Here is a 22,167-nt window from a genome sequence, read left to right as displayed (position 1 = left end):
ACAACCATGGCTCCGCTGCTCGCGGCGCGGGGTGTGTCGAAGTCTTTCTTCGGCAACCCCGTCCTGCGCGACGTTTCAATCGCTCTCCATCCGGGCCGCGTGCATGCGCTGCTCGGCGAGAACGGCGCCGGAAAGTCGACCTTGATCAACCTTTTGTCCGGCGCCTTGAGACCGGATGGCGGGACGATCGAGGTCGATGGACGCGCGGTCTCACGCATGACGCCGGCTGTTGCGCGGCAGGCCGGCATCGCCGTCGTCCAGCAGGAACTCAGCCTGACGGCCAGTCTTTCCATCGCCGAAAATATTGGTCTCGGCGCCTATCCCAAACGGTTCGGCCTGATTGACTACCGCGAACTCGCTGCGCGGGCGAGGACCGCATGCGAACTTGTCGGGCTGCACGAGCCGCTGTCGACGCCGGTCGGGCATCTGTCGCTCGGCCGCCGCCAAATGGTGGAGATCGCCAAGGCGCTCTACCGCCGGCCGCGCGTGCTCATTCTCGACGAACCGACATCGTCGCTATCGGCAACCGAAACCAAAATTCTCACCGATCTGCTGCAGCGGTTGCGCGGCGAAGGCATCGCCATTCTCTACATCTCGCACCGACTGAACGAAGTCATGGCGCTGTGCCAGCACGTCACCGTTCTGAAGGACGGCACCTGCACGGCCGACCGCACCCTGGAAGGCACCGACGCCGCCGGGTTGGTTCGGCTGATGGTCGGCCGCGATCCCGGTGATCTTTTTCCGCAATGGCAGCCTTCCAGTTTGCCTGCCGACGCTATCTCTGTCCGAAATCTTTCGGCCGGCCTGATGCGCGACGTCGATCTTGATATCAAAACGGGCGAAGTGCTTGGCATTGGCGGCCTGGTCGGGCAAGGGCAGGAAGATCTGCTGCTCGGTCTCTACGGCGCCATTCCGGCACGGACGGCGTCGGCGACCGTCAACGGCGCCTCCGGCCTGCCCGGCGGCGTGCCTAAAGCCAACGCGCTGGGGCTGGCCTATGTGCCCGCGGATCGCAAGCGCGAGGGCCTGCACCTGGTCCATCCCATCATCACCAACATGATGCTGCCCGCCTTTGCCAGGCTGCCGGCGCTGAAGCTGCGCAGCCGCCGCGCAGAGGGCGAGACGGCCAAAAGCCTTGCCGCCCAACTCGGCATCAAGGGTCACCTCGGCCGGGCGGCGCAGGCTCTATCGGGCGGCAACCAGCAGAAGGTGGCGCTGGCGAAATGGATGCCGCACGACCCGCTGGTGCTTCTGCTCAACGATCCGACGCGCGGCGTCGACGTCGAAACAAAACGTGAGATCTACATGATGCTTCGCAATTTCGCCGCCGCCGGCAAGGCGGTCGTGCTGCTCAGTTCCGACACGCCCGAACTCGTGCACCTTTGCGACCGTGTAGCCATCGTCCGCGAAGGCCGCATCGTCGCCATGCTGGCGCGTGGAGCGCTGAGCGAGGAAGCCATCGTCTCCGCGGCGATGGGCGCCGAACAGCGGAAGGTTGCGGCATGAACACATCTTCCTCCGCCCGGCAGACCGATGCGCTCTACTGGCCGGTGCAGATGCGTCGCAATGTCGGCATGCGCAGCCTGTTTGCCGTCGTCCTGGTGTTTCTCATCGCCTATGGCGTCCTCTTTCCGGGCCTGTTCACGGCGTCCGGCTTCGCCAAATTCACCCAGAGCTGGTTTCCATTGGCGCTGGTCGCCATGGCGCAGGCGATCCTGATGCTCACCGGCGGCATCAGCCTAGCCATCGGCGCGACGGTCAGCTTGGGCGCGGTCATCGCCGCGACGACGATGGCCGGGCCGCTGGGCGTCGCCGGGGGCACTGCCGCAGTGGCGCTGACGGGCCTCGGCATCGGGGCGGCGACCGGCTTCATCGTGGTACGGCTTCGGCTGCCGGCCATCGTGGTGACGCTTGCCGGGTCGTTCATCACCGGCGGCGCCGCACTGCTGATCCTGCCGCGGCCCGGCGGCGCAATCCCGGCGTGGCTGTCCGACCTGCTTGCCGGCAACACACCGGCGGCATTCGTGCTGCTGGTGGTCATCATTCTCCTGTGGAAGCTCTATCTCGCCACGCCGCTTGGCTTGAGCCTCTATGCCGCCGGCGAGAATCCGGTCGGCGCCTATCGCTCCGGCGTGCCGGTCGACGGCGCGCGCATTGCGGCCTATGCGATCAGCGGTCTGCTCTCCACTGGCGCCGGCTTGTTCGTCGCCGCACAGACCGGTTCGGGCGACCCGGTCATCGGCGCCGCCTTTACCCTGAACTCGATTGCCGCTGCGGTGCTCGGCGGCATCGGCTTCCTCGGCGGCCAGGGCACGATGCGCGGCGCGCTTGCCGGCAGCCTGCTGCTCAGCCTGATGATCAGCGTCATGTTCTTCCTCGGCTTCACGCCGGTCGCACAATATGTGGCCCAGGGCCTGATCATCATCGGCGCGGTCGCCATCCCGCAATTCCGCAAGGCACAGCAATGACAGCATGGAATGACAGCGCGGGCGGCAAACGCGCCCTGACGGTCCTGCGCAGCCGGCCGTTTCTCACCGTTGCCATCGTTGCCGCGGTCTGGATCGTGGCGAGCTTCGTTTCGCGCGGCTTCGGCGCTTATGGCCATCTGCGCTATCTGGTGGAGCTCGGCGCCGTCATCGGCCTGGTTGCCGCGGGCCAGACTTTTGTGGTGATCGCCGGCGGCATCGACCTTTCCGTCGCGGCCATCGTCACGGTCAGCGCCGTCAGCCTGCCGCTGCTGTCTTGGCAGGTGGATCCGACCGGCATCACCGCCATTCTTGCCGTTCTGGTGCTGACCACGGCAATCGGCCTGGTCAACGGGCTCGGCGTCGCTTTGCTGCGCGTCCACCCGATGATCATGACATTGGCCATGGCGACATTCTTGCAGGGTCTGTTGATCATCATCGCCGGCGGCAGCGCCGTGACCGCCGAGAACCCGCTGGTCCACTGGCTCGGCAATGGCCGGCCGGCCGGCATTCCCGCTGGCGTATTGTTGTGGGTGGTCGTCTCGGTGATCGTGCTGACCACGATGCATGCGACATCGCTCGGCGCCCGGATTTTCGCCATGGGCGCCAACCCACTTGCCGCGGCATTGTCCGGTGTTCCGGTCACGTCCACGACGCTTGCGGTCTACGGCATCAGCGGCTTCTGCTCGGGACTTGCCGGCGTGCTCGTGTTGGGCATGAACGGACAGGGCTATGTCGGCATCGGCGATCCCTATCTGCTCGCCTCGATTGCCGCCGTGGTCCTCGGTGGCACCTCGATCCTCGGCGGGCTCGGCACCTATGCCGGCACCATCCCCGGCGCCATCCTGCTGGTCACCATCACCGCGCTGATTACCGTCGTCAACGCATCGCCCGGCTGGCGCAGCATCCTGTTCGGCTCGCTGATCCTCGGCCTGCTGCTGCTCTCAGGCCGGGAGCAGGCGCGCCGATGACACATCGTCGAGCCGATAGATGCGCTTTGCGTTGCCGAAGAACAGCGCCGTCTGCTCGTCGGCGGAAAAGTCCGCTGTGATGGTTTTGAAGCCGTCATATATGTCATCGAACGAGGCATGCAGGCCGGCGACCGGAAAGTCGCTGCCGAACATAGCGCGACCGGTGCCGAAACAATCGATGCAATGCAGGACGACGGGCTCCAGACTGTCGAGCGTCCAGTCATGATCGTAGGCGACCAGATCCGATATTTTGATGGCGACGTTGTCGCATTGCGACAGAAGCCGCAGCCCGTCGCGCCACACCTGCATGCCATCGGCGTCGCGGTCGATCGGGCTACCGCAATGGTTGAGCACGAATTGCTGGTTGGGGAGGGCCCTGGCAAGCCGCCCCGCGTCGGCGAGCTGGCGCGGAAACACCATCAGGTCGAAGGCCAGCCGATGCTGGCCAAGCAAGGCAAGCCCGGCGCGCCAGGCCGGATCGTCCATGATGCTGTCACGGGCCGCAAAACGGCGGGCAGGGTCGGGATCCCAGCTCAATATGTCGCGCACGCCGGCGACACGCTCGAACGCGGCTTGCGCTTCGATCAGCGCAGGCGCCTGGCGATCGGCGAGCGGCACGTGAACGACATAGCGGGCGGCGACGCCGCGCGATTTGTCGAGTGCTTCAAGCCAGCGCGTTTCTCCGATGCAGTCGCCACTCGCCCAGCCGGCTTCGACATGGACGGTGGCGACGACATTATGCCCTATGGCATCGCGCGCATAATCCCCGGGCAGATAGTTCCGCCGCAAGGGGCCAAGCTCGCCCAGGCCGCCGCGCTCGCCGGCCGTGGCGGCGAGCCAGGGATGCCGTCCCAGGCTGAGATCCCAAAGATGATGATGGGCGTCGATGATCGGTCCGGCGTAAGGTTCTGGCACGTATCTCTCTCAGGCTGTGACCGGCGATCGATTCTGGCTTCGTTCTGCGACGGTGAAAGGGTTAGCATCGGATGACTGAAAACTCACCGGTTCCAGCCCTTTCGGTGCACGAAAATTTTCAGCTCGACGACCGCATCCGCGGCGTGCCTCCCGGCACAACCGGGCTTGACAGCAGCCTTGTCGCGGCCGAGCACTGGCATCCGGCCGATGGACGCATGGCGCTTCCGGTGCTGACCCTCGACGAGGCGGCCTTCTCCGCCAATCGCGACCTGTTCCTGCGCTATGCGCGCGAACACAATGTTGCGATCGCTCCGCATGCCAAGACGCCGATGGCGCCCGACCTTGCCCGGTCGCTGGTCGAGGCCGGCGCATGGGGCACGACGGTCGCCGACATCAGGCAAGCGACAGTGATGCTGAAGGCCGGCTTGACACGGCTGATCATCGCCAATGAGGTTGGCGGAGCCGGCGGCGCCAACCGGCTGGCCGTGCTTGCTGGTGCCTGGCCGGATGCCGAGCTCTATGTCTTTGCCGACTCGGTCGACGCCGTGAACGCGCTTTCCGAGGCTTGGCGCGCCAATGCGGCACTGCCGCCTTTGCATGTGCTGGTCGAACTTGGTGCGGGCAGGGCGGGCGCCCGCACCACCGCGCAAGCCGAGGCCATCGCCGATGCGATCACGGCTGCCGGCGGGCGGCTGCTGATAGCCGGCGTTGCGACCTATGAAGGGGCGGCGGCGCAACCCGAGCCCGGTCGCACCGATGAGGTGATATCCGGCCTGCTGGCGATGACCGCCGACATGTTCCTGCGGCTGCGTGCCCGCGTCGGCGGCGACGCACCCCTGATCGTCACGGCCGGCGGCTCCGCCTTCTTCGACCAGGCGGTCGCGGCGCTTGCACCCCTCGTTTCCAGCGACGGCAACGCAACGCTGGTGCTGCGCAGCGGCGCCATCTTCTTCCACGACCACGGCACCTATGACCGTTCGCTCGGCGCCCTCGATGCCCGCAAGGGTTTTGCCATAGGCGGCATCAGCGCTTCGGCGCGGCATTCCTTTCGCCCTGCGCTACGCCTGTGGGCCGAAGTGCTGTCGCGGCCGGAGCCGGGCCTTGCCATCTGCGGCATGGGCATGCGCGACGTGTCGTTCGACCAGGGCTTTCCAACGCCGCTCACCGTCTTTCGTGCCCGCAAGCCGCTGCCGATGCCGGCGGCGCGCGCCGAGGTGGTCAAGCTCAACGACCAGCATGCCTTCCTGTCGATTGCGCCGAGCGACGACATCGCCGTCGGCGACGTCGTCGAATTCGGCATCTCGCATCCCTGCACCTGCCTCGACCGTTATCGCGTGATCTTCGGCGTCGACGCGACCGGCCACGTCCGCCACGCTTTTCCCACCTGGTTCGGCTGACCAGATCCCCAAAAAGAGAACCTCGAAAGGATCCGATATGATCAAGTATTTTCAGTCCGGCTCGCGCATGTCGCAGGCAGTCGTCTATGGCGGCCTCGTTCACATAGCCGGCCAGGTGGCCAACGATCGCAAGGCCGGCATCGAAGGCCAGACCAGCGACGTGCTGGCCAAAGTCGAGGCGCTGCTGGTCGAGGCCGGCAGCAGCAAGTCGAAGCTGGTGGCGGTCAACATCTTCCTGCCGCAGATCGGTGATTTCGAGGCCATGAACAGCATCTACGACGCCTGGATCGATCCTGCCCGGCTGCCGGCGCGGGCCTGCGTCGAGGCGCGGCTTGCCGACCCTGATTTACGCATCGAAATCACCGCGGTCGCGGCGGTCTGACCATGCACACCGGCCTCGCCCACACGCTCGAGTTCGACCGCGACGGCAAGACGCTCAGCCATCTCAGCATCCCGTTCTCGATCGATCGCTCGCCCTACTTTCAGGTCAAGGTGCCGATCTGCCTCATCCGCAACGGCGACGGCCCCACACTGCTTTTGATGGCCGGCAATCACGGCGACGAATATGAGGGCGAGCTGTCGCTGGCAAAACTGGTGCGCCGGCTCGATCCGAAGCGCATCAAGGGCCGCATCACCATCATGCCGATGGCCAACGCCCCTGCGGTGATGGCCGCCAAGCGCTGCTCGCCGCTCGACGGCGGCAATCTCAACCGGGCCTTTCCCGGCGATCCCTCGGGAACGCCGACAAGCCGGCTCGCCAATTTCCTTGAGACGGAGCTGTTCCCCCGTCACGACGTCGTCTTCGATATCCATTCGGGCGGCACGTCGATGGAGCATCTGCCGACCGCGCTGGTCGAACGCAACGCCGATCCCGAGCGCCACCGGCGTGGCGTCGAGCTGATGCGCACGCTCGGCATGCCCTACGGCTTTATCGCTGACAACGGCCAGGCCTCGCCAACCTCGATGGGCGCAGCGCGCCGCGCCGGCGCCGTCGGCGTCAGCGGTGAGTTCGGCGGCGGTGGCACCGCAACGGTCGATTCAATGGCGATCACGGCCCGCGCACTCGACCGTCTGATGATAGCAATGGGTGTGGTCGACGCGCCGGTCCTTGGCGCAGGCGAAAAGCCTTCGGCGCCGACAAGGCTGCTGTCCCTGTCCAGGCACAGCCAGGGCCTCTATGCCACCCGCCGCGGCTGGTTCGAGCCCGCCGCCAGGCTCGGCGACAGTGTCACTTCAGGACAATTGGCCGGCTGGTACCACGATCTCGAGCGGCTCGATGTTGCCGAGGAGGCCCTGCATTTCGCCGAAAGCGGCTTGGTGCTGTCGCGCCGGCTGCACACGATGTGTGAGGCGGGCGACTGCCTAATGCAGGTCGCAGAGCCGGTCGACGGCTGAGCCAAAGGCAGAGGATATTCCATGCAGCAACTGTCCATGTGGACCTATCCCTGGGACATCCAGGATCTCGGCCTGGAGACGGTCGAACGTGATCTTGTCGAGCGCGCCGGGCTCAACATGATCAGCCTGGCGACATCCTATCATGCCGGGCGCTTCCTGCAGCCGCGCAGCCCGCGCCGCAAGGCCTATTTCCCTGAGGACGGCACCATCTATTTCAAGCCGACCGCTGCGCGCTGGGGAAGTCTAGCCATCCAGCCCAAGGTGGCTGACGTGATCGCTGAGGGCGGCGACGTGCTCGGTCAGCTTATCCGCAGGCGCGACGCAGGCGGGCTAGGCGTTTCGTGCTGGACGGTCTGCCTGCACAACACCCGCCTGGGCATGCTGCATCCGCAGGCCGTCACCCGCAACGCCTTCGGCGATGCCAACTACTACAATCTCTGCCCGTCCCATCCCGATGCGCGCGCCTATGTCCGCGCGCTGATCGCCGACATCTCGCACAGCTACCGGCCGGACCGGATAGAACTTGAAAGCCCGTCCTTCATGGGCTTTGCCCATGAATACCATCACGAGAAGGACGGTGTCGGGCTGACGCCGGAAGACGATTTTCTTTTGTCTCTGTGCTTCTGTCCGTCCTGCGTCGCCCGTGCGGCAAAAGCCGGCATCGATGCCGAGGCGGCGCGCAAGCTGACCAGGCAATGGATCGTCGAGACCTGCGAGCGTGCGGTGCCTGAGCGGCGCTTTCCCGATTTCCCCGCCTGCGGCCTCGACGCCTTTGCCCCGTGGCCGGAGCTCCATGCCTATCTCTTGTGGCGATTCGAGCCAGTGACCAGCCTGGTCGCCGAACTGCGCGAGGTAGCCGATCCCACGACGCGGGTCGTTATTATCGATCTGAAAGACGGCTGGCTTGGCGGTTGCGATCTGGCAGCGCTGGGCAAGGTCTGCGACGGGGCGATCCTGTGCGCCTACGACATGCAGGCCGGCGATGTCGCCAGCCTGATGGCGGCCGGCCGTGCGGCACTGGGCGCGGACAAATTCCTCGGCGCCGGCTACCGGCTGTTCTATCCGGAAATGGCCCGCCCCGACATCCTCGCGGCCAAGGTGAAGCCGGCGCTGGCGCCCGGTGTGGACGGCGTCAATTTCTACAATTACGGCCTCATTCCAGCCGCGCGGCTCGACTGGATCCGCGCTGTTCGGCAGTCTTGAGCCAGCCGGCCAATGCTCGTGGCCACGAGGCGTTGAGGCCGGATTCGGGCGCGAGCGCTGCCGGGTTAATCAAATCAGCGAAACCTGAAGCCATCCATGGTGTAATCCGGGTAGGCGTCCATCGTGTCTAATAGGTCGAACAGGTCAGGTGTGTCCGCCAATATTCCTGACAGAACCAGCACCGTGGCCACGCCGGCAGCAAGTCCGCCGGCGATGTCGTGTTCGACGCTGTCGCCGACGCAGACCACAGTGCTGCGGTCTGGATTGCCTGCCACCGCTAGCGCAGCGCCGAATATAGTGGGGTAAGGCTTGCCGATACGCGTGACGCTACCACCGAGGTCCTCGTAGAGATCCGCCAGCCGGCCGGCGCCGAAGCGCGGCCCCACTGCCGTTAGCATGATCTTGTCAGGGTTGGTGCAAAAGCATGGCACCTGCCGCACCGCAGCCGGCGCAAGAAGCCGGCGATAGTGCTCAAGATCGTAGCGGTCGCCCTCGCTGGCCGAAATCAGCACCAGCCCGGCATCGTCACCGTCCTTGGTCAATGCGAAGGGCAGACCTTCGATCGCCGAGCGGTCATCGTCGCGGCTTATCAACAGGCATTTCGTGTTTGGCAGTAGCTTTCCGGATACCGCCATGTCGTGGAAGAACTCCCACGCGACCTCGCCGGAAGAAACAAAATGGTCCCAGCTTCCCGGTTCGAAGCCGAGCTTTAGCAGCCGGCTCTCGTTAGGCCCCGCCCGCTTGCCGGAGTTCGAGATCAGCACAATGGTCTTGCCGGCGCGCTTCAGCGCCGACAGTGCTTCCACCGCCCCTGGATAGGGGCTGGCGCCGTCATGGAGCACCCCGAACTGATCGAGCAGGAAAAAATCATAGCGCTCGGCCAGCTGGTTGACGCCGTTGAGGTGTTCGACTGTTTTCGCGCTCATAGAAGCCCCGCCGCGCTTGCGCCCGTCAGCGCCAGCCGCGCCGTGCCGGCGGCGGCTTCGTGCGAAAGCGCCGGCAGGAAATCAACACCAAGTCTGCGCTGCCGGATCGCCGTCCAGGCGGCATTCGCCGCACCGCCGCCGACGCTTCTGACCGACGTCAGCCGCGGCGCGCCGAGCTCTGCGAGCCTGTCATAGCCGAGCGCCTCGATCGCGGCGATACCCTCCAACATGGCTTTCAGATAGTCGGCGTCCTCCACCGGTCGCGGCACAAGACGAGGCGGCAGTGCCGGATCGGCGATCGGAAAGCGTTCGCCTGCAGTGGCAAGAGGATAGTAGTCGAGGCCGGTCTCGGTCATCGGGTCGATCGCCATGCTCAGCTCGACGATGCGCGCCAGAGGAAAATGTTGTGTCAGCACCTTGCCGCCGGAGTTCGATGCGCCGCCCGCCAGCCAGACATCTCCAAGCCGATGGCTGTAGATGCCGAAGCGTGGCGCCGAGATAGGCCGGTCGGACAGGATCTTGACGGTCAACGACGACCCCAGCACGGTGACGCCGTCGCCTATTGCCGCGGCACCTGTCGCCAGGAACGAGGCGCAGCCATCGGTCGTTCCGGCGACGACGGCGATTTCGCGCGGTAAGCCGAACATATCCGCGGCATCCGCGGTTAGCTTGCCGACGACATCGCCCGGCCTGACGACGCCGGGCAGCAACTCCATGCGCATTTCGGTGGCCGCAATCCAGTCCGGCCAGCAGCGGGCCGTGATGTCGTAACCGGTTTTCAAGGCATTGTTCTCGTCGCTGACATCGAAGCGACCGGAGAATTGTCCCGCGATCCAGTCCGCCTGATGCAGCACCGCGGCAACACCGGGCGTGCGCTGGAACCAGAGCGCCTTGGCAAGACCGGACGTTGCCCCAAGTGCGGCACTGGTCGCTGGGGCTTCGCGAGCGATCGCGACCAGAATGGCGTTGTCGGCGACCGTATCGTTGTACATCAACGGCTCGGCCAGCGGCCGCCCGGCGCCGTCGACCGGCAGCAACGTACCTGAAGTGCCGTCAACAGCGATCGATCGGACCGCTGTTCGGTCGATGCCCGAAAGCAGTTCCGCCAGCGCTGCGCCGACCGCTGACCACCACACTGCAGGGTCGCGGGCATTCCGGCCAAACAACTCGAGCGAAACGGCGGAACGCGCGGCAATGGAAAAATCTGGACGCATGGCGACCGCGCGCGCGCCGGACGTGCCGATGTCGATGCCTATGGCAAGCGGCGTGTCAGCGGCTGGCGGCATTGAGTTTCTGGCGATACTTCTCGGCGTCCCAGTTGACCAGTTCATCGTTCTCGGCGGCGGTGAGGTAGTTCAGCCGCGCTGCAATGTCGATGCGTGCCGTCACGTCGGCAAGGCAGCGTTGCATGGCGTCGGCGCCGGCACTGGCGTCGCCGCGCATCAGCACGCCCAGCCCGGGAAACAGGATCGCCACGGGCTTTGCACCGCACCGCTCGATGACGCGCGGCACATCCTCACCGGGCTTTGCCACCACCGACCCCCGACCCAGAAAGATGACGTGATCGGGGTAGAGGCTGCCCCCGGACGCCATGCGGCGGCTTTCGGGATCGATGGCGACCGCGTGCGCCTCGATTTCCGCCGGCAGCCTGTAACCGGTTTTCCCGGCCAGCGCCGCCAATCCCGCAACATCCGGTTCCGCCACTTGGCGCGCCGGCCGCGCCAGAAGCAGCGTGACGCGGCGCAGCAGCACTTCGGCCTCGGCGACGGTATCGGCCGCAACGACCAGCCCGTGATTGGCAAGGATCAGCACGTCGACCCCAGCCTGAAGCCGCTCGGCAATACCCTGGGCAAGCGGCAGGCCTGGCCGGAAATAAGGAACATACGCCCATTTGAGACCATCAAGGCGTCTGGCGGCTTCCACCTCGCAATTGGCCTGTACCGCCAGCGAAATGGTTTCGACGCAATGGACATGCAGGACGACGCGCTGCGGCATCAGCGCGTGAACGGTGGTTTCAATCGAAGGGCGCAGGCGCCGGGCGTTGAGCGTCTCGATGGCGAAGATCTGCGGCTGGTCGGCGGCGCTGTCGCGCTGTTCGACAGCCCTGAGCAGCGGCGCCATCGCCACCGGGACCATGATGTCTTCGGAGAGCGCATCCTTCAGCCATGTGCCGGAAGCCTTGATCCACAGCGTGTCGCCGGCTTTCAGCGAGGTGTTGCCGCCGGCGGCCTGGGTCAGATTTGGATTGCGCCCGATGCTGGCCGAAAGCGCCCGCAAAGCAGCCATTTCCTGCGCATCCGCATAGCTCGCCATGGCGCATTTCCTCTATCAGCTCCGTCAGCCTCGCAGCTTCGGATACCCGTCGTGGGATGTTGATGTGTATCGCAGATGCGAGCGACTTACGTCAATAGTGATCTAATTTCATCAAAGGTTCTTGCAATCGGAAAGATGTTGAGTAAGTTACGTCAAATGCCGTGGCAAAAACGGCTCCTGGGAGGAAAACGATTGAGCGACTCCGGCCGCCAGCGTCAGATCGTCGAGTTGCTGCGGGATCGCCCCTTCGCGTCGGTGCGCGAACTGCAGGAGCAGCTCGGCGTGTCGGCGGCGACGGTGCGGCGCGACATCGACAAGATCGACGAGGCCGGTGAAGCACGGAAGGTCTATGGTGGCATCTCGGCGCTCGACGGCGCTTCACAGGCGGGTGTTGCCTATGCCAGGCCCTATGACGAGAACCGCGACCTCGCGGTCGAGGCCAAGCGGCAGATCGCCGCTCTCGCGGCCACGATGGTGCGCGACGGCGATGCGGTCATCGTGCATGGCGGTTCGACCTGCTTCCACCTTGGGGTCAAGCTGGCTGAGCGCAGCATCCGTCTCTATACCAATTCGATGCCGCTCGCGGCCTATCTGAGCGACCACGGCCATTGCAGCCTGACCGTTGCCGGCGGCGATCTGCATCGTGAGCCGGGCATCATCCATTCACCGACCCAGGCGGAGCCGTTCTACGCATCGAAGTTCTTTCTCGGCGCGCAAGGCCTTGGCCAGGAGGGCGTGCTGGAATCGCACCCGCTGCTGGTCCGCTCCATCGCCGATCTCAGCCTGTGTGCCGACCAGATCGTGGTGCTGGCCGACAGCCGCAAACTGTCGATCCACGCCCGTAACATCGCGCTGCCCTTGTCGCGCATCGGCACGCTGGTGACCGATGACGGCCTGTCCGACGTCGACGCGCGCATGCTGGAAGACGCGGGCGTCATGGTGCGCATCGCTTCGGCTTCGGGAGCCATCCAGTGAAGATGGCCGTCCTCGATTTCGGCAAGACCAATTCGAAGCTGTTCGTCTTCGCTCAGGACGGGCGCATCGTCGACGAGCGCCGGACCCGGCCGAACTGGATGCGCAAAGATGGCTTCAGCGTGCTTGATGAGGCAGCACTTCACAGTTGGGCGGTTCGCGCCGTAAGCGAGGCCTCCGACGTCCATGGCGTACAGGGCGTGATGGTGTCGGGCCATGGCTGCACCTTTGCCCTGGTCGACGAGGCGGCGCTGACGCATCCGATACTCGATTATGAGCAAGAGCCGCCGGCTGATATTGCCGCGCAAATTGATCGCCTCGTTCCGGATTTCACCGAGACCTTCTCGCCGCGATTGCCGCTCGGCTTCAACTACGGTCGCCACATGCTGTGGCTACAGGCGGTGCAACCCGGTGCATTCACGGCCGCGAAATCGATCCTCGGCTATCCACAATACTGGAGCTGGCGGTTTGGCGGCCGGGCGGTCTCGGAAGTGTCCTATCTCGGCTGCCACTCGCATTTATGGGCGCCGCGCAAGCGCGACTTCAGTTCGCTGGTCGATATTGAGGGCTGGCGCGACCGGATGCCCGCTTTCGAGCGGGCGGGCTCGGTTGTCGGCGAGCAACGCCTCGGCGACACGAAGCGGCGGATCGCCATCCACAATGGTGTCCATGACAGCAATGCCGCGCTCCATGCCTATCGCCGGCAGGAGCTTGGCCCGGTCACCGTCGTCTCGACCGGCACCTGGGTCGTCGTGCTTAATCCGGATTGCCTGCTCGACGCGCTCGATGGCCAGCGCGACATGCTGGTCAATGTCGATATCGACGGCGGCCCTGTGCCGACCATCCGCTTCATGGGCGGGCGCGAATTCGCCACGATCAGCGACGGCTGGCAAGGCGCGATCGCGCCGGCGGCAGTGCAGCGGGTGATCAACGCCGGCAGCATGGCGCTGCCGAGCTTCGCGCCGGGCGGACCAATGCCCGGCCGCGCCGGCAAATTGGTCGGCCGCATGCCAAGCGCCGAGGAACGCGCAGCCGTGGCGCTGCTCTACGTCGCGCTGATGGTCGACCTCTGCCTCGACCAGATCCATTCGGACAACACCGTGATCGTCGATGGCGGACTGAACGCTGGCGGCCTGCTCGCCGGGCTAGTGGCGCAACTGCGTCCCAGCCAGGCCTTCCTGCAAGGGGCCACACTGGAGGGCAGCGCCACCGGGGCGGCGGCGCTGGCCTTCGAGACCGTCGGCCGCGAATTTGCCGCGGAAGTGCCGGAGCCCGTGCGTGCCGCAAGCTTCACCGGACTTGCCCGATATCGCGACACATGGCGTGGCCTCATCGGCGAGCAGGGCATCCCCCGCGCGGCAGCGGGAGGCGCACGGTGATTGTCGCTGCTCAGGCCGAAGTCACGCGCCAGCCAGTGCTGGAAATGCGGCACATCTCGAAGACGTTCGGGCCAGTCCGCGCCTTGCAGGACGTGTCGCTGACCGTCCATGCCGGCGAAGTCCATGCGCTGATGGGTGAAAACGGTGCTGGCAAGTCGACTTTGATGAAGGTGCTGTCCGGCGCCTATCGGCCTGATGCCGGCGGCGAGATACTGATCGACGGCGTGCCGGTCGCCACCGGCGACCCGATCAAGGCGCGGGCTCACGGCATTGCGGTTATCTATCAGGAACTGTCGCTGGCGCCCAACCTGACGGTCGCGCAGAACATCTTCCTCGGCAATGAGCCGAGGCGTTTCGGCATCGTCGACCGCGACCAATGCTACCGGCGCAGCAATGAGATCATCAAGCGTCTCGGCGTGTCCTTCTCCGCACGGGCTCAGGTTTCCAGCCTGTCGCTCGGCGAGCGTCAGCTGGTCGAAATCGCCCGCGCGCTTTCGACCAGCGCGCGCATCATCGTCATGGACGAGCCAACCACCTCGCTGACCTCGCGCGAGACCGACCGTCTCTTCGAGGTCATCGCGACGCTGAAGTCGCAAGGCATCGCCATCATCTACATCAGCCACCGCATGGAAGAGGTCTACCAGTTGGCCGACCGTGTCAGCGTGCTGCGCGACAGCGGCTATGTCGGCACACTCGAGCGTGCCGAGCTGAACGCCTCGCGCCTCGTCTCGATGATGGTTGGCCGCGACCTGTCCGCTTTTTACAGGAAGGATCATCGCCCGCCGGACAACAAGCGCGCGGTCGCCTTGTCGGTGCGCGGCATGGCGGACGGCAATCTCCTGAAGAACTGCTCCTTCGAACTGTACAAGGGCGAGGTGCTGGCTCTGGCTGGCCTTGTCGGCTCGGGCCGCACCGAACTCGCGCGACTGATCTTCGGTGCCGACAGACGCATCGCCGGCACGCTGGAACTCGACGGCAAGCCCGTAACCATCGGCTCGCCAAGCGAGGCACTGAATGCCGGCATCGCCTATCTCACCGAAGACCGCAAGGAGCTCGGCCTCTTTCTCGACATGTCGATCTCCGACAACATCAGCATGGGCGTGCTGGCCAGGGATGCGCGGCCCGGCGGCTTGCGCGATTTCAAAGCCGCCGAGAGACGTGCTGCCACTGCCGTTTCGGATCTCTCCATCCGCACCAGGTCGGTACAGGCCAATGCCGGTTCGCTGTCGGGCGGCAACCAGCAGAAAGTGTTGCTTGCCCGCCTGCTCGAGACCGAGCCGCAAGTGGTCATCCTGGATGAACCGACGCGCGGCGTCGATGTCGGAGCGAAGTCGGAAATCTACCGGCTGATCGACAATCTCGCCAAAAAGGGCATCGCCATCCTGATGATCTCCAGCGAACTGCCGGAGGTGATCGGCGTTGCCGACCGCGTGCTGGTAATGCGCGACGGCACGATTGCCGGCGAGGTTACGGCGTCCAAAGACCAGCCGCTGCGCCAGGAAGCAATCATGGAACTTGCAACGGGAGCGGCCAAGGGATGACCGACAAGGCGACCGAGATCAGTGGCCAGGTTGTCGGCAGGAGCCGGCGGTTGCGCACCGCCTTCGCCGCCCTTGGCATGCTGCCGATCCTGATCCTGCTGGCGGTCGGCTTCCAGTTGATGAACGCGCGCTTCTTCACCCAGACCAATTTGCTGATCGTCATGCAGCAATCGTCGATCAACATCGTGCTGGCAGCGGGCATGACCTTCGTCATCCTGACCGGCGGGATCGACCTGTCCGTCGGCTCGATACTTGCCGCCTCGGCGATGGTGGCGGTGATGGTGTCGCTGGTGCCCGATTGGGGACTGCTGGGCGTGCCGGCGGCCATTCTCGTCGGCCTCGGCTTCGGCGTCATCAACGGGCTGCTGATCGCCTATATCAGACTGCCGCCCTTCATCGTCACGCTGGGGTCGCTGACCGCTGTGCGCGGCGTCGCCCGCCTGCTCGGCCAGGACACCACGGTGTTCAACTCGGACCTGCCGTTCGACTTCATCGGCAACGGTTCGCTGTTCGGCATTCCGTGGCTGGTCATCATCGCCTTGTCGATCGTGGTGCTGTCCTGGCTGGTGCTCAAGCGCACCGTGCTCGGCACCTGGATCTATGCCGTTGGCGGCAATGCCGAAGCGGCGCGGCTGACCGGCATCAAGGTGCCGCTGGTGCTGCTCTTTGTCTATGGCGTTTCCGGCCTGCTGGCCGGCCTTGGCGGCGCCATGTCAGCGGCCCGGCTCTATGCGGCCAACGGGCTGCAGCTTGGGCAGTCTTACGAACTCGACGCCATTGCCGCGGTCATTCTCGGCGGCACCAGCTTCGTCGGCGGCGTCGGCTCGATCTGGGGTACGCTGATCGGTGGCCTGATCATAGCGGTGCTATCCAACGGGCTCATCTTGGCCGGTGTCTCGGACATCTGGCAGTACATCATCAAGGGATTGGTCATCATCGTGGCAGTCGCCCTCGACCGCTACAGGCTCCAGGCAGGAGCGAGAACGTGATTGACCTTGGTCGCCGGCGTAAACGACCGGTTTGTGTAACGCACCGTGAGAGGCGCGGGGCAATTGGAGGAAAGCAATGAAGACCATCGCTAAACTGCTCTGCGGCGTCGCACTCGCGGCCGCCGCCATCGCGCCCGCATCGGCCAAGGACCTCAACAAGGTCGGCATCTCGGTCGGCCTGCTCGGCAACCCCTTCTTCGTCGCCACCATCAAGGGCATCGAGGACGCAGCCAAGAAGATCAACCCAAAGGTCGAGGTAACCTCAGTGTCGGCCGACTACGACCTCAACAAGCAGGTCTCTCAGGTCGATTCCTTCATCGCCGCCGGGGTCGACGTGATCATGCTCAATGCGGTCGATGCCAAGGCGATCGGCCCGGCGGTGAAGAAGGCGCAAGCAGCGGGCATCGTCGTTGCCGCCTTCGACGTCTCGGCGCCAGGCGCCGACGTCACCGTGATGACCAACAACGTCAAGGCCGGCGAAGAGGCCTGCCAGTATCTGGTCGACCACACCGGCGGCAAGGGCGACTACGTTATCCTCAACGGCCCGGCGTCGTCGTCGATCCTGGAGCGGGTGAAGGGCTGCAAAGACGTCCTTGCAAAACACCCCGACATCAAGATCCTCTCCGACGACCAGAATGCCGAAGGCTCGCGCGACGGCGGCCTGAAGGTCTTCCAGTCGCTGCTCACCCGCTTCGACAAGATCGATGCGGTGTTTGCCATCAACGATCCGACGGCGATCGGCGCCCAGCTTGCGGCCAAGCAGCTCAATCGCTCGGAGTTCATCTTCACCGCAGTGGATGGCGCTCCCGATATCGAGAAGGAACTCGCTTCCGGCACCTCGATGATCAAGGCCTCGGCTTCGCAGGATCCCTACGTGATGGCTGGCCAGTCGCTGACGATGGCGGCTGAGCTGCTTGCCGGCAAGAAGCCGGCGGAGCCGACCGTGCTGCTCGACCCGAAGCTGATCACGGCCGAGAACCTGAAAGACTACAAGGGCTGGACCGCAGCCCGCTAAGCCTCCCAAGGCCGATGCGGCCGGGGCAACCCGGCCGCAACTCAATTCCAGAAACGGGAGACGATCATGTCGCGCATCGGTATTCATTCCTTCGTCTGGTCGGCGAGTTCGGCGCAAGGCGACCTCGAACGGACGCTGGCCAACACCAAGGAGGCCGGTTTCGACCTGATCGAGTTCTCCTATCTTGACCCCGCCAATGTCGACGTTGGCGGGCTGGCCAGGCGCATCGCCGACCTCAAGCTTGGCGTGGCGATCAGCATCGGCCTGCCGGCCGACGGCGACATTTCGAGTGCCGACAAGGCGGTTGCCGCGCGCGGCGTCGAGATCCTCAACGAGACGATCGCGCTCACCCGCGATCTCGGCGGCCAGAAGATTGGCGGCATCCTCAGTACCAGCCACGGCTTGCAGACGCAGGCGCCGACGCGCGATCAGTGGAACCGCAGCGCGGGTACACTTGCGAAGGTTGCGGAGACGGCCAAGGCCGCCGGCGTCACGCTCAATCTGGAGATCGTCAATCGCTTCGAAAGCAATCTTCTCAACACCGCTTCACAAGGCCTGGCCTTCATCGCGGACACCGGCTCCGACAACATCTTCCTGCATCTCGATACCTTCCACATGAACATCGAGGAGGCCGATGTCGGACTGGCTATCCGCCATGCCGCTGACAAGATCGGTTATGTCCATATCGGCGAGAGCCATCGCGGTTTCCTCGGCACCGGCAATATCGACTTTGCCGCCATCTTCGATGCGCTGACCGCGATCGGCTATAGGGACGACCTCAGCTTTGAATCCTTCTCGTCGAAGATCGTCGACGAGAACCTGTCACGGAAGACGGCGATCTGGCGCAATCTGTGGTCCGACAATATGGAATTGGCCCGGCATGCGCGCGCCTTCATCTCAATCGGTCTGGAGACGGCGCAGCGAAAGGCAGAGCTTGTTGCATCGAGACATCGTCCTTAGCAGGAGCGCGCTGCCAAAGCGCCAATGTTGTCGTTCATCCGGCCCGCGCCTTACGTGCAAGGAATCGACGTCGGAGGCGCTGAGTGTGGCGGAGGCAGTCGAGCGGGGTGACGCTGACGAGAGCTTTCTGATTTTGGCCCACGAAACGCAATAAAATCAACATCTTCATACGCCCTCCGGGGCCATCCGATCTCCATACTGGACGGGGATGACGTTTGACACAGCGCGGCGGAAAGAAGCAGGATGGCTGATAGAGTCGACATCGCATAATGATGTCACTATATAGCGGCGGCTTCGACCGTGTAGCTGTGGCGGTGTACCACGAAGCAGCAGAAAATGTGTTACGCGTTGTGATCCCTATTGTGATACAAATCGGCCGTCGACAGCAGGAAAAGATCGTAAGAACAATAGCATAGAGCCGAAGCCGATCCCGGCCAACGTACCACTCTATCAAACAATCAGAACGTGCTCATTGAACCCTTCCCTTCATTCGGCTCTTCGGACCTCCGACAAGATCAACTTGCCGGGCGAAGCCGACTCGGTTCGAATGGCAGCATGCATCCTTTACCGGGTGCGGACGTTTACGGTTACCAACCGGCATAGCCGCCAGGGAAAAGCAGTATGAGTGAACATGCGATCGAGTTCTTGCGCGGATGGATCGGTGAAAAGGTCCACTGCCAGCACTCGCCGGTAAAGATCGAGAAGCAGGCCGAGACCCTCGCCAAGGAGTGCGCGGCCAAGGCCGCTGAGGTCGGCATTCCGCTGGAAGATATCCAGGAAGAAGTCGGCGACATCCAGGAACTGATCGCATCGCGGCTCGAAGAGGCGGCCGAGGCCGACCAGAGCAACGCGGCCAAGCCGTGACGCAACAGGCCCGCCAGGCCTTGTCCTCTATCCAAATCGATCTTTCAGCCAGGCCTTCGGCAGCGCCGGCACGAAATTGCCGTCGCGTCCGCTCATATCCTCATTGGCGACCATTGCATTGAGGATCGCCTCCTCTACGCCTTGCGCCACCGCATCGAAGAACGGATCGATATCGACGTCCGGGATGTAAGCGGCGTTTGCGGTTCGTCCCGACGGTGCAAGTGCTGCTTGCGGATTGGCGGTGGTGAAGGCCAGAAAAATGTCGCCCGAACTGTGGTAGCCGAAGCCGCCTGTCATGGCGATGCCGAGCGGCACGCGCTTTGCCAGCCGCTTCATCTGGTGCGGCAGAAATGGCGCATCGGTGGCGACGATGGCGATGATCGAGCCCTTTTCGGCACGCGGCGTGCCTTCGCGCATCGCCGGCTCTACCAGATCGGGCCCGACGCGGGCGCCGCGCAGTGTGAAATTGCGCCGCTTGCCGAAATTCGCCTGCACGAATACGCCGACCGTATGCCTGATGCCCTGCCACTCGACGATGCGCGATGCCGTGCCCGAGCCGGCCTTGAAGCCAAAGGCAATCATGCCGGTGCCGCCGCCGACACTGCCTTCCTCGATCGCTCCACCGGCGGCACCGTCGAGCGCGGCTTCGACATCTTCGAAGCCGACGTGATGACCGTTGATGTCGTTGAGGAAACCATCATAGGTCTCCGCCGCAACCGGCAGGCCCCAGCCGCTGTCGAGCGCCGCCGGCAGCACGCGTTGCATCCAGCGCAGCGTGCCGTCGCGGGTAACGCCGCAGGAATGCGTGTTGGTGATGGTGACCGGCAGGTTGAAGGCGCCGACTTCCTCGATAATGTGCGACCCCGTCAACTCGCCATTGCCGTTCTGGCTGAAGACACCGGCAAACACCGGCGTGGCGAGCTCAGCCGACGGCCGCGGCAGGATGGCGGTGACGCCGGTGCGCACCGGCCCCGTGCCAACCTCGAGCAGACCCTCGCCGGAAATCAGCGTCGCATAGCCGACCGATACGCCGGGCACATCGGTGATGGCGTTGAAGCCGCCCGGCGTGCCCTCGAAGGCAATGCCGAAAGCACGCGCGCGCGGCTTGCCCGCCGGCGTTTGAAGATGCGGGTCATGTTCGGTCATGCGGTCCTCTAAAAAAGCGAGCCCTGATTGCCCGGCTCTTTCGGTTTGCTGGCCGTCGGCTTTGCGGCGGGTTTGCTGGCCGCTGGTTTGGCAACGGCCTGCACCCGCTCGGCGTCGCCGGTCGCGACTGCATTTACGATGCCGTCGGCGAACTCCAGCTGCAGGCCAGCGCCCGGCGCCACATCAACTGCCAGTTTGATCACCGCGCCGTCGGCATCCTTGACCAGCGCGAAGCCGCGGGCCAGCACAGCCTTGTGCGACAGCGTTGCCATCAGCCTCTCGGATTGGACGATGCGGCCGCGCAGTCGCTCCAGCCTGAGCAGTACCGCTTGCGTGCCACGTCTCGTCAAAGCTGTCAGCAGATCCCTCTGCACGGTTTGCCGCCGTGCCGTTGGCTCGATCGTAATGCGGCCTTGCAGCAAAGCCAGTTGCTGCCTGTGCCGTTGCAGGGATGCTTTCGCACATTTTGGCAACTGATCCGCCGCACGATTCAACTCCGCGCGCCGGGCTCTCGCCAATGCGCGCAGCGCCCCTTGAGCGCGCAAAAGGTTGCGGCCGTTGGTGCGTCGCGCCTCGGCAATTCGCCGCGACAGCGTTGCCGGAGTGAGCTTCACGGCGAAGAACCGAGCTTGCTTTCTTTCGGTGGAGACCATCAGCCCCCGGCTAAGCCGGCTGGCCGCCTCGTCCAGCCGCCGTCGCGGCAGCGCCAGCAACTGGTCGGGTGAGGGCAGTGCCCGGGCGGCCGCACGCGAGGCCTGCCGCTTGCGTTCGAAATTGCGCAAGGTGGCTGCTTTGAGCCGTGCGCCAAGACTGGCTAGTGTCGCTTCGAGGTCCGCTTTCACCGGCACCGCGATCTCCGCCGCACCTGTCGGCGTGGGTGCCCGCATGTCGGCGACGAGATCGATCAAGGTCCAGTCGGTCTCGTGCCCTACGGCCGAAATCACCGGGATGCGCGAGGCGGCGACGGCGCGCGCCAGCCCTTCATCGTTGAACCCCCAGAGGTCCTCGAGGCTGCCGCCGCCGCGCGCCACGATCAGAAGGTCGGGCGGCACGATCGCTCCATCCCAGGCCAGCGCGTTGAAGCCGTTGACGGCCGCCGTCACTTCCGCCCCCGCCGTCTCGCCCTGCACTCTTACCGGCCAGACCAGCACATGCAGCGGAAAGCGGTCCTTGATGCGATGGATGATGTCACGGATCACCGATCCGGTCGGCGAGGTGACGACGCCGATGGTGCGCGGCATGAACGGCAGCCGCCGCTTGCGGCCGGCGTCGAACAGCCCTTCGGCCTGCAGTCGCCGCTTGCGCTCTTCCAAAAGCGCCATCAGCGCCCCGGCGCCCGCCGGCTCGAGATTGTCGATGACGATCTGGTAGTTGGATTTGCCGGGATAGGTGGTGAGTTTGCCGGTGGCGATCACCTCCATCCCCTCTTCGGGGCGGAATTTCAGCCGGCCCATCGTGCCTTTCCAGACCACCGCGTCAAGCCGCGCGCGGTCGTCCTTCAGCGTGAAATAGGCATGGCCGGAAGAGTGGGGCCCGCGATAGCCGGAAATTTCGCCGCGCACCCGCACATGGCCGAAGACATCCTCGACCGTACGCTTCAGCGCGCCGGAAATCTCGCTCACCGTGTATTCGGTGGCATTGGTTCGTGATTCGGATTCTGCGTCGCTCATCGGCCGATTGAGCGGCTGTTGTCGCTCCGCGTCAAGATTCCATAAC

20 protein-coding genes are annotated in these 22,167 nt (G+C 64.7%); 14 read left to right on the top strand and 6 right to left on the bottom strand.

The features are described 5' to 3' along the window. Positions 1–6: 6 nt before the first annotated feature. Genes NKI15_RS05310 through NKI15_RS05300 form a run of 3 tightly spaced genes read left to right on the top strand, consistent with a single transcriptional unit; the run spans position 7 to position 3,436 of the window. On the top strand, positions 7–1,506 hold the full coding sequence (locus NKI15_RS05310; protein ID WP_023748646.1) for a sugar ABC transporter ATP-binding protein: 1,500 nt from the start codon (positions 7–9) through the stop codon (positions 1,504–1,506). Beyond that, positions 1,503–2,468, top strand: a complete 966-nt coding sequence (locus NKI15_RS05305; protein ID WP_023704489.1) for an ABC transporter permease — start codon at positions 1,503–1,505, stop codon at positions 2,466–2,468. The genes NKI15_RS05310 and NKI15_RS05305 overlap by 4 nt, the downstream gene beginning before the upstream one ends. Continuing rightward, the gene (locus tag NKI15_RS05300; RefSeq protein ID WP_023748645.1) at positions 2,465–3,436 is read left to right on the top strand and encodes an ABC transporter permease; all 972 of its coding nucleotides are present in this window, start codon (positions 2,465–2,467) and stop codon (positions 3,434–3,436) included. The genes NKI15_RS05305 and NKI15_RS05300 overlap by 4 nt, the downstream gene beginning before the upstream one ends. Here NKI15_RS05300 and NKI15_RS05295 read toward each other — a convergent pair. Continuing rightward, on the bottom strand, positions 3,410–4,351 hold the full coding sequence (locus tag NKI15_RS05295; protein ID WP_023707958.1) for an amidohydrolase family protein: 942 nt from the start codon (positions 4,349–4,351) through the stop codon (positions 3,410–3,412). The two genes, NKI15_RS05300 and NKI15_RS05295, sit on opposite strands and share 27 nt — an antisense overlap. 71 nt (positions 4,352–4,422) lie before the next feature. Here NKI15_RS05295 and NKI15_RS05290 point away from each other — a divergent pair, with 71 nt between their 5' ends. The 4 genes from NKI15_RS05290 to NKI15_RS05275 are packed head-to-tail and all read left to right on the top strand — an operon-like array spanning position 4,423 to position 8,346. Further along, positions 4,423–5,748 carry an alanine racemase gene (locus NKI15_RS05290; RefSeq protein WP_031243566.1) on the top strand — a complete coding sequence of 442 codons (1,326 nt, stop codon included), beginning with the start codon at positions 4,423–4,425 and terminating at the stop codon, positions 5,746–5,748. A 37-nt stretch (positions 5,749–5,785) separates the two neighbouring features. Beyond that, entirely contained in the window at positions 5,786–6,130 is a 345-nt protein-coding gene (locus NKI15_RS05285) for a RidA family protein (RefSeq protein WP_023670576.1), read from the top strand. 2 nt (positions 6,131–6,132) lie between these two features. Next, positions 6,133–7,143 (top strand): succinylglutamate desuccinylase/aspartoacylase family protein, encoded by a 1,011-nt coding sequence (locus NKI15_RS05280; protein WP_023750643.1) that lies wholly within the window; start codon positions 6,133–6,135, stop codon positions 7,141–7,143. Between the two features lie 21 nt (positions 7,144–7,164). After that, the gene (locus tag NKI15_RS05275) at positions 7,165–8,346 is read left to right on the top strand and encodes a hypothetical protein (protein WP_031243564.1); all 1,182 of its coding nucleotides are present in this window, start codon (positions 7,165–7,167) and stop codon (positions 8,344–8,346) included. A gap of 74 nt (positions 8,347–8,420) precedes the next feature. Here the strand turns inward: NKI15_RS05275 and NKI15_RS05270 are convergent, their stop codons facing one another. Genes NKI15_RS05270 through NKI15_RS05260 form a run of 3 tightly spaced genes read right to left on the bottom strand, consistent with a single transcriptional unit; the run spans position 8,421 to position 11,585 of the window. Then, the gene (locus NKI15_RS05270; protein ID WP_023748641.1) at positions 8,421–9,272 is read right to left on the bottom strand and encodes a TIGR01459 family HAD-type hydrolase; all 852 of its coding nucleotides are present in this window, start codon (positions 9,270–9,272) and stop codon (positions 8,421–8,423) included. After that, positions 9,269–10,558, bottom strand: coding sequence for an FGGY-family carbohydrate kinase (locus tag NKI15_RS05265; RefSeq protein ID WP_023748640.1), 1,290 nt, complete (start codon positions 10,556–10,558; stop codon positions 9,269–9,271). The genes NKI15_RS05270 and NKI15_RS05265 overlap by 4 nt, the downstream gene beginning before the upstream one ends. Then, on the bottom strand, positions 10,542–11,585 hold the full coding sequence (locus NKI15_RS05260; protein WP_352514664.1) for a class II aldolase/adducin family protein: 1,044 nt from the start codon (positions 11,583–11,585) through the stop codon (positions 10,542–10,544). The genes NKI15_RS05265 and NKI15_RS05260 overlap by 17 nt, the downstream gene beginning before the upstream one ends. Positions 11,586–11,777: 192 nt before the next feature. Between NKI15_RS05260 and NKI15_RS05255 the strand changes: the two genes are divergently transcribed. The 7 genes from NKI15_RS05255 (at position 11,778) to NKI15_RS05225 (ending at position 19,305) form a co-directional block, all read left to right on the top strand. After that, positions 11,778–12,560 (top strand): DeoR/GlpR family DNA-binding transcription regulator, encoded by a 783-nt coding sequence (locus NKI15_RS05255; RefSeq protein WP_023701285.1) that lies wholly within the window; start codon positions 11,778–11,780, stop codon positions 12,558–12,560. Further along, positions 12,557–13,936 (top strand): FGGY-family carbohydrate kinase, encoded by a 1,380-nt coding sequence (locus NKI15_RS05250; RefSeq protein WP_023701286.1) that lies wholly within the window; start codon positions 12,557–12,559, stop codon positions 13,934–13,936. Before NKI15_RS05255 ends, NKI15_RS05250 begins: the two co-directional genes overlap by 4 nt. A gap of 44 nt (positions 13,937–13,980) precedes the next feature. Further along, entirely contained in the window at positions 13,981–15,477 is a 1,497-nt protein-coding gene (locus NKI15_RS05245; protein ID WP_050588083.1) for a sugar ABC transporter ATP-binding protein, read from the top strand. Continuing rightward, positions 15,474–16,466: an ABC transporter permease subunit gene (locus NKI15_RS05240; protein WP_023701287.1), complete on the top strand. Its 993-nt coding sequence runs from the start codon at positions 15,474–15,476 to the stop codon at positions 16,464–16,466. Before NKI15_RS05245 ends, NKI15_RS05240 begins: the two co-directional genes overlap by 4 nt. Positions 16,467–16,542: 76 nt before the next feature. Then, positions 16,543–17,481, top strand: coding sequence for an ABC transporter substrate-binding protein (locus NKI15_RS05235; protein WP_023670567.1), 939 nt, complete (start codon positions 16,543–16,545; stop codon positions 17,479–17,481). 66 nt (positions 17,482–17,547) lie between these two features. Continuing rightward, positions 17,548–18,441, top strand: coding sequence for a sugar phosphate isomerase/epimerase family protein (locus tag NKI15_RS05230; protein WP_023707957.1), 894 nt, complete (start codon positions 17,548–17,550; stop codon positions 18,439–18,441). A 621-nt stretch (positions 18,442–19,062) separates the two neighbouring features. Further along, the gene (locus NKI15_RS05225; protein WP_023670565.1) at positions 19,063–19,305 is read left to right on the top strand and encodes a DUF768 domain-containing protein; all 243 of its coding nucleotides are present in this window, start codon (positions 19,063–19,065) and stop codon (positions 19,303–19,305) included. A gap of 27 nt (positions 19,306–19,332) precedes the next feature. Here NKI15_RS05225 and NKI15_RS05220 read toward each other — a convergent pair whose 3' ends face one another. Next, entirely contained in the window at positions 19,333–20,451 is a 1,119-nt protein-coding gene (locus tag NKI15_RS05220; RefSeq protein ID WP_352514663.1) for a DmpA family aminopeptidase, read from the bottom strand. 8 nt (positions 20,452–20,459) lie between these two features. Beyond that, the gene (gene xseA, locus NKI15_RS05215; protein WP_352463237.1) at positions 20,460–22,121 is read right to left on the bottom strand and encodes an exodeoxyribonuclease VII large subunit; all 1,662 of its coding nucleotides are present in this window, start codon (positions 22,119–22,121) and stop codon (positions 20,460–20,462) included. Between the last annotated feature and the right edge of the window lie 46 nt (positions 22,122–22,167).

This window comes from Mesorhizobium sp. M0862 (genome assembly GCF_040319795.1).
GTDB lineage: Bacteria > Pseudomonadota > Alphaproteobacteria > Rhizobiales > Rhizobiaceae > Mesorhizobium.
This window is presented reverse-complemented; position numbering and strand designations above follow the sequence as displayed.

Bases quoted from the DNA above. Each gene is read 5' to 3' on its own strand.
- NKI15_RS05310 (WP_023748646.1), top strand. From the start codon at position 7: ATGGCTCCGCTGCTCGCGGCGCGGGGTGTGTCGAAGTCTTTCTTCGGC.
- NKI15_RS05305 (WP_023704489.1), top strand. From the start codon at position 1,503: ATGAACACATCTTCCTCCGCCCGGCAGACCGATGCGCTCTACTGGCCG.
- NKI15_RS05300 (WP_023748645.1), top strand. From the start codon at position 2,465: ATGACAGCATGGAATGACAGCGCGGGCGGCAAACGCGCCCTGACGGTC.
- NKI15_RS05290 (WP_031243566.1), top strand. From the start codon at position 4,423: ATGACTGAAAACTCACCGGTTCCAGCCCTTTCGGTGCACGAAAATTTT.
- NKI15_RS05285 (WP_023670576.1), top strand. From the start codon at position 5,786: ATGATCAAGTATTTTCAGTCCGGCTCGCGCATGTCGCAGGCAGTCGTC.
- NKI15_RS05280 (WP_023750643.1), top strand. From the start codon at position 6,133: ATGCACACCGGCCTCGCCCACACGCTCGAGTTCGACCGCGACGGCAAG.
- NKI15_RS05275 (WP_031243564.1), top strand. From the start codon at position 7,165: ATGCAGCAACTGTCCATGTGGACCTATCCCTGGGACATCCAGGATCTC.
- NKI15_RS05270 (WP_023748641.1), bottom strand. From the start codon at position 9,272: ATGAGCGCGAAAACAGTCGAACACCTCAACGGCGTCAACCAGCTGGCC.
- NKI15_RS05265 (WP_023748640.1), bottom strand. From the start codon at position 10,558: ATGCCGCCAGCCGCTGACACGCCGCTTGCCATAGGCATCGACATCGGC.
- NKI15_RS05260 (WP_352514664.1), bottom strand. From the start codon at position 11,585: ATGGCGAGCTATGCGGATGCGCAGGAAATGGCTGCTTTGCGGGCGCTT.
- NKI15_RS05245 (WP_050588083.1), top strand. From the start codon at position 13,981: ATGCGGCACATCTCGAAGACGTTCGGGCCAGTCCGCGCCTTGCAGGAC.
- NKI15_RS05240 (WP_023701287.1), top strand. From the start codon at position 15,474: ATGACCGACAAGGCGACCGAGATCAGTGGCCAGGTTGTCGGCAGGAGC.
- NKI15_RS05235 (WP_023670567.1), top strand. From the start codon at position 16,543: ATGAAGACCATCGCTAAACTGCTCTGCGGCGTCGCACTCGCGGCCGCC.
- NKI15_RS05230 (WP_023707957.1), top strand. From the start codon at position 17,548: ATGTCGCGCATCGGTATTCATTCCTTCGTCTGGTCGGCGAGTTCGGCG.
- NKI15_RS05225 (WP_023670565.1), top strand. From the start codon at position 19,063: ATGAGTGAACATGCGATCGAGTTCTTGCGCGGATGGATCGGTGAAAAG.
- NKI15_RS05220 (WP_352514663.1), bottom strand. From the start codon at position 20,451: ATGACCGAACATGACCCGCATCTTCAAACGCCGGCGGGCAAGCCGCGC.
- xseA (WP_352463237.1), bottom strand. From the start codon at position 22,121: ATGAGCGACGCAGAATCCGAATCACGAACCAATGCCACCGAATACACG.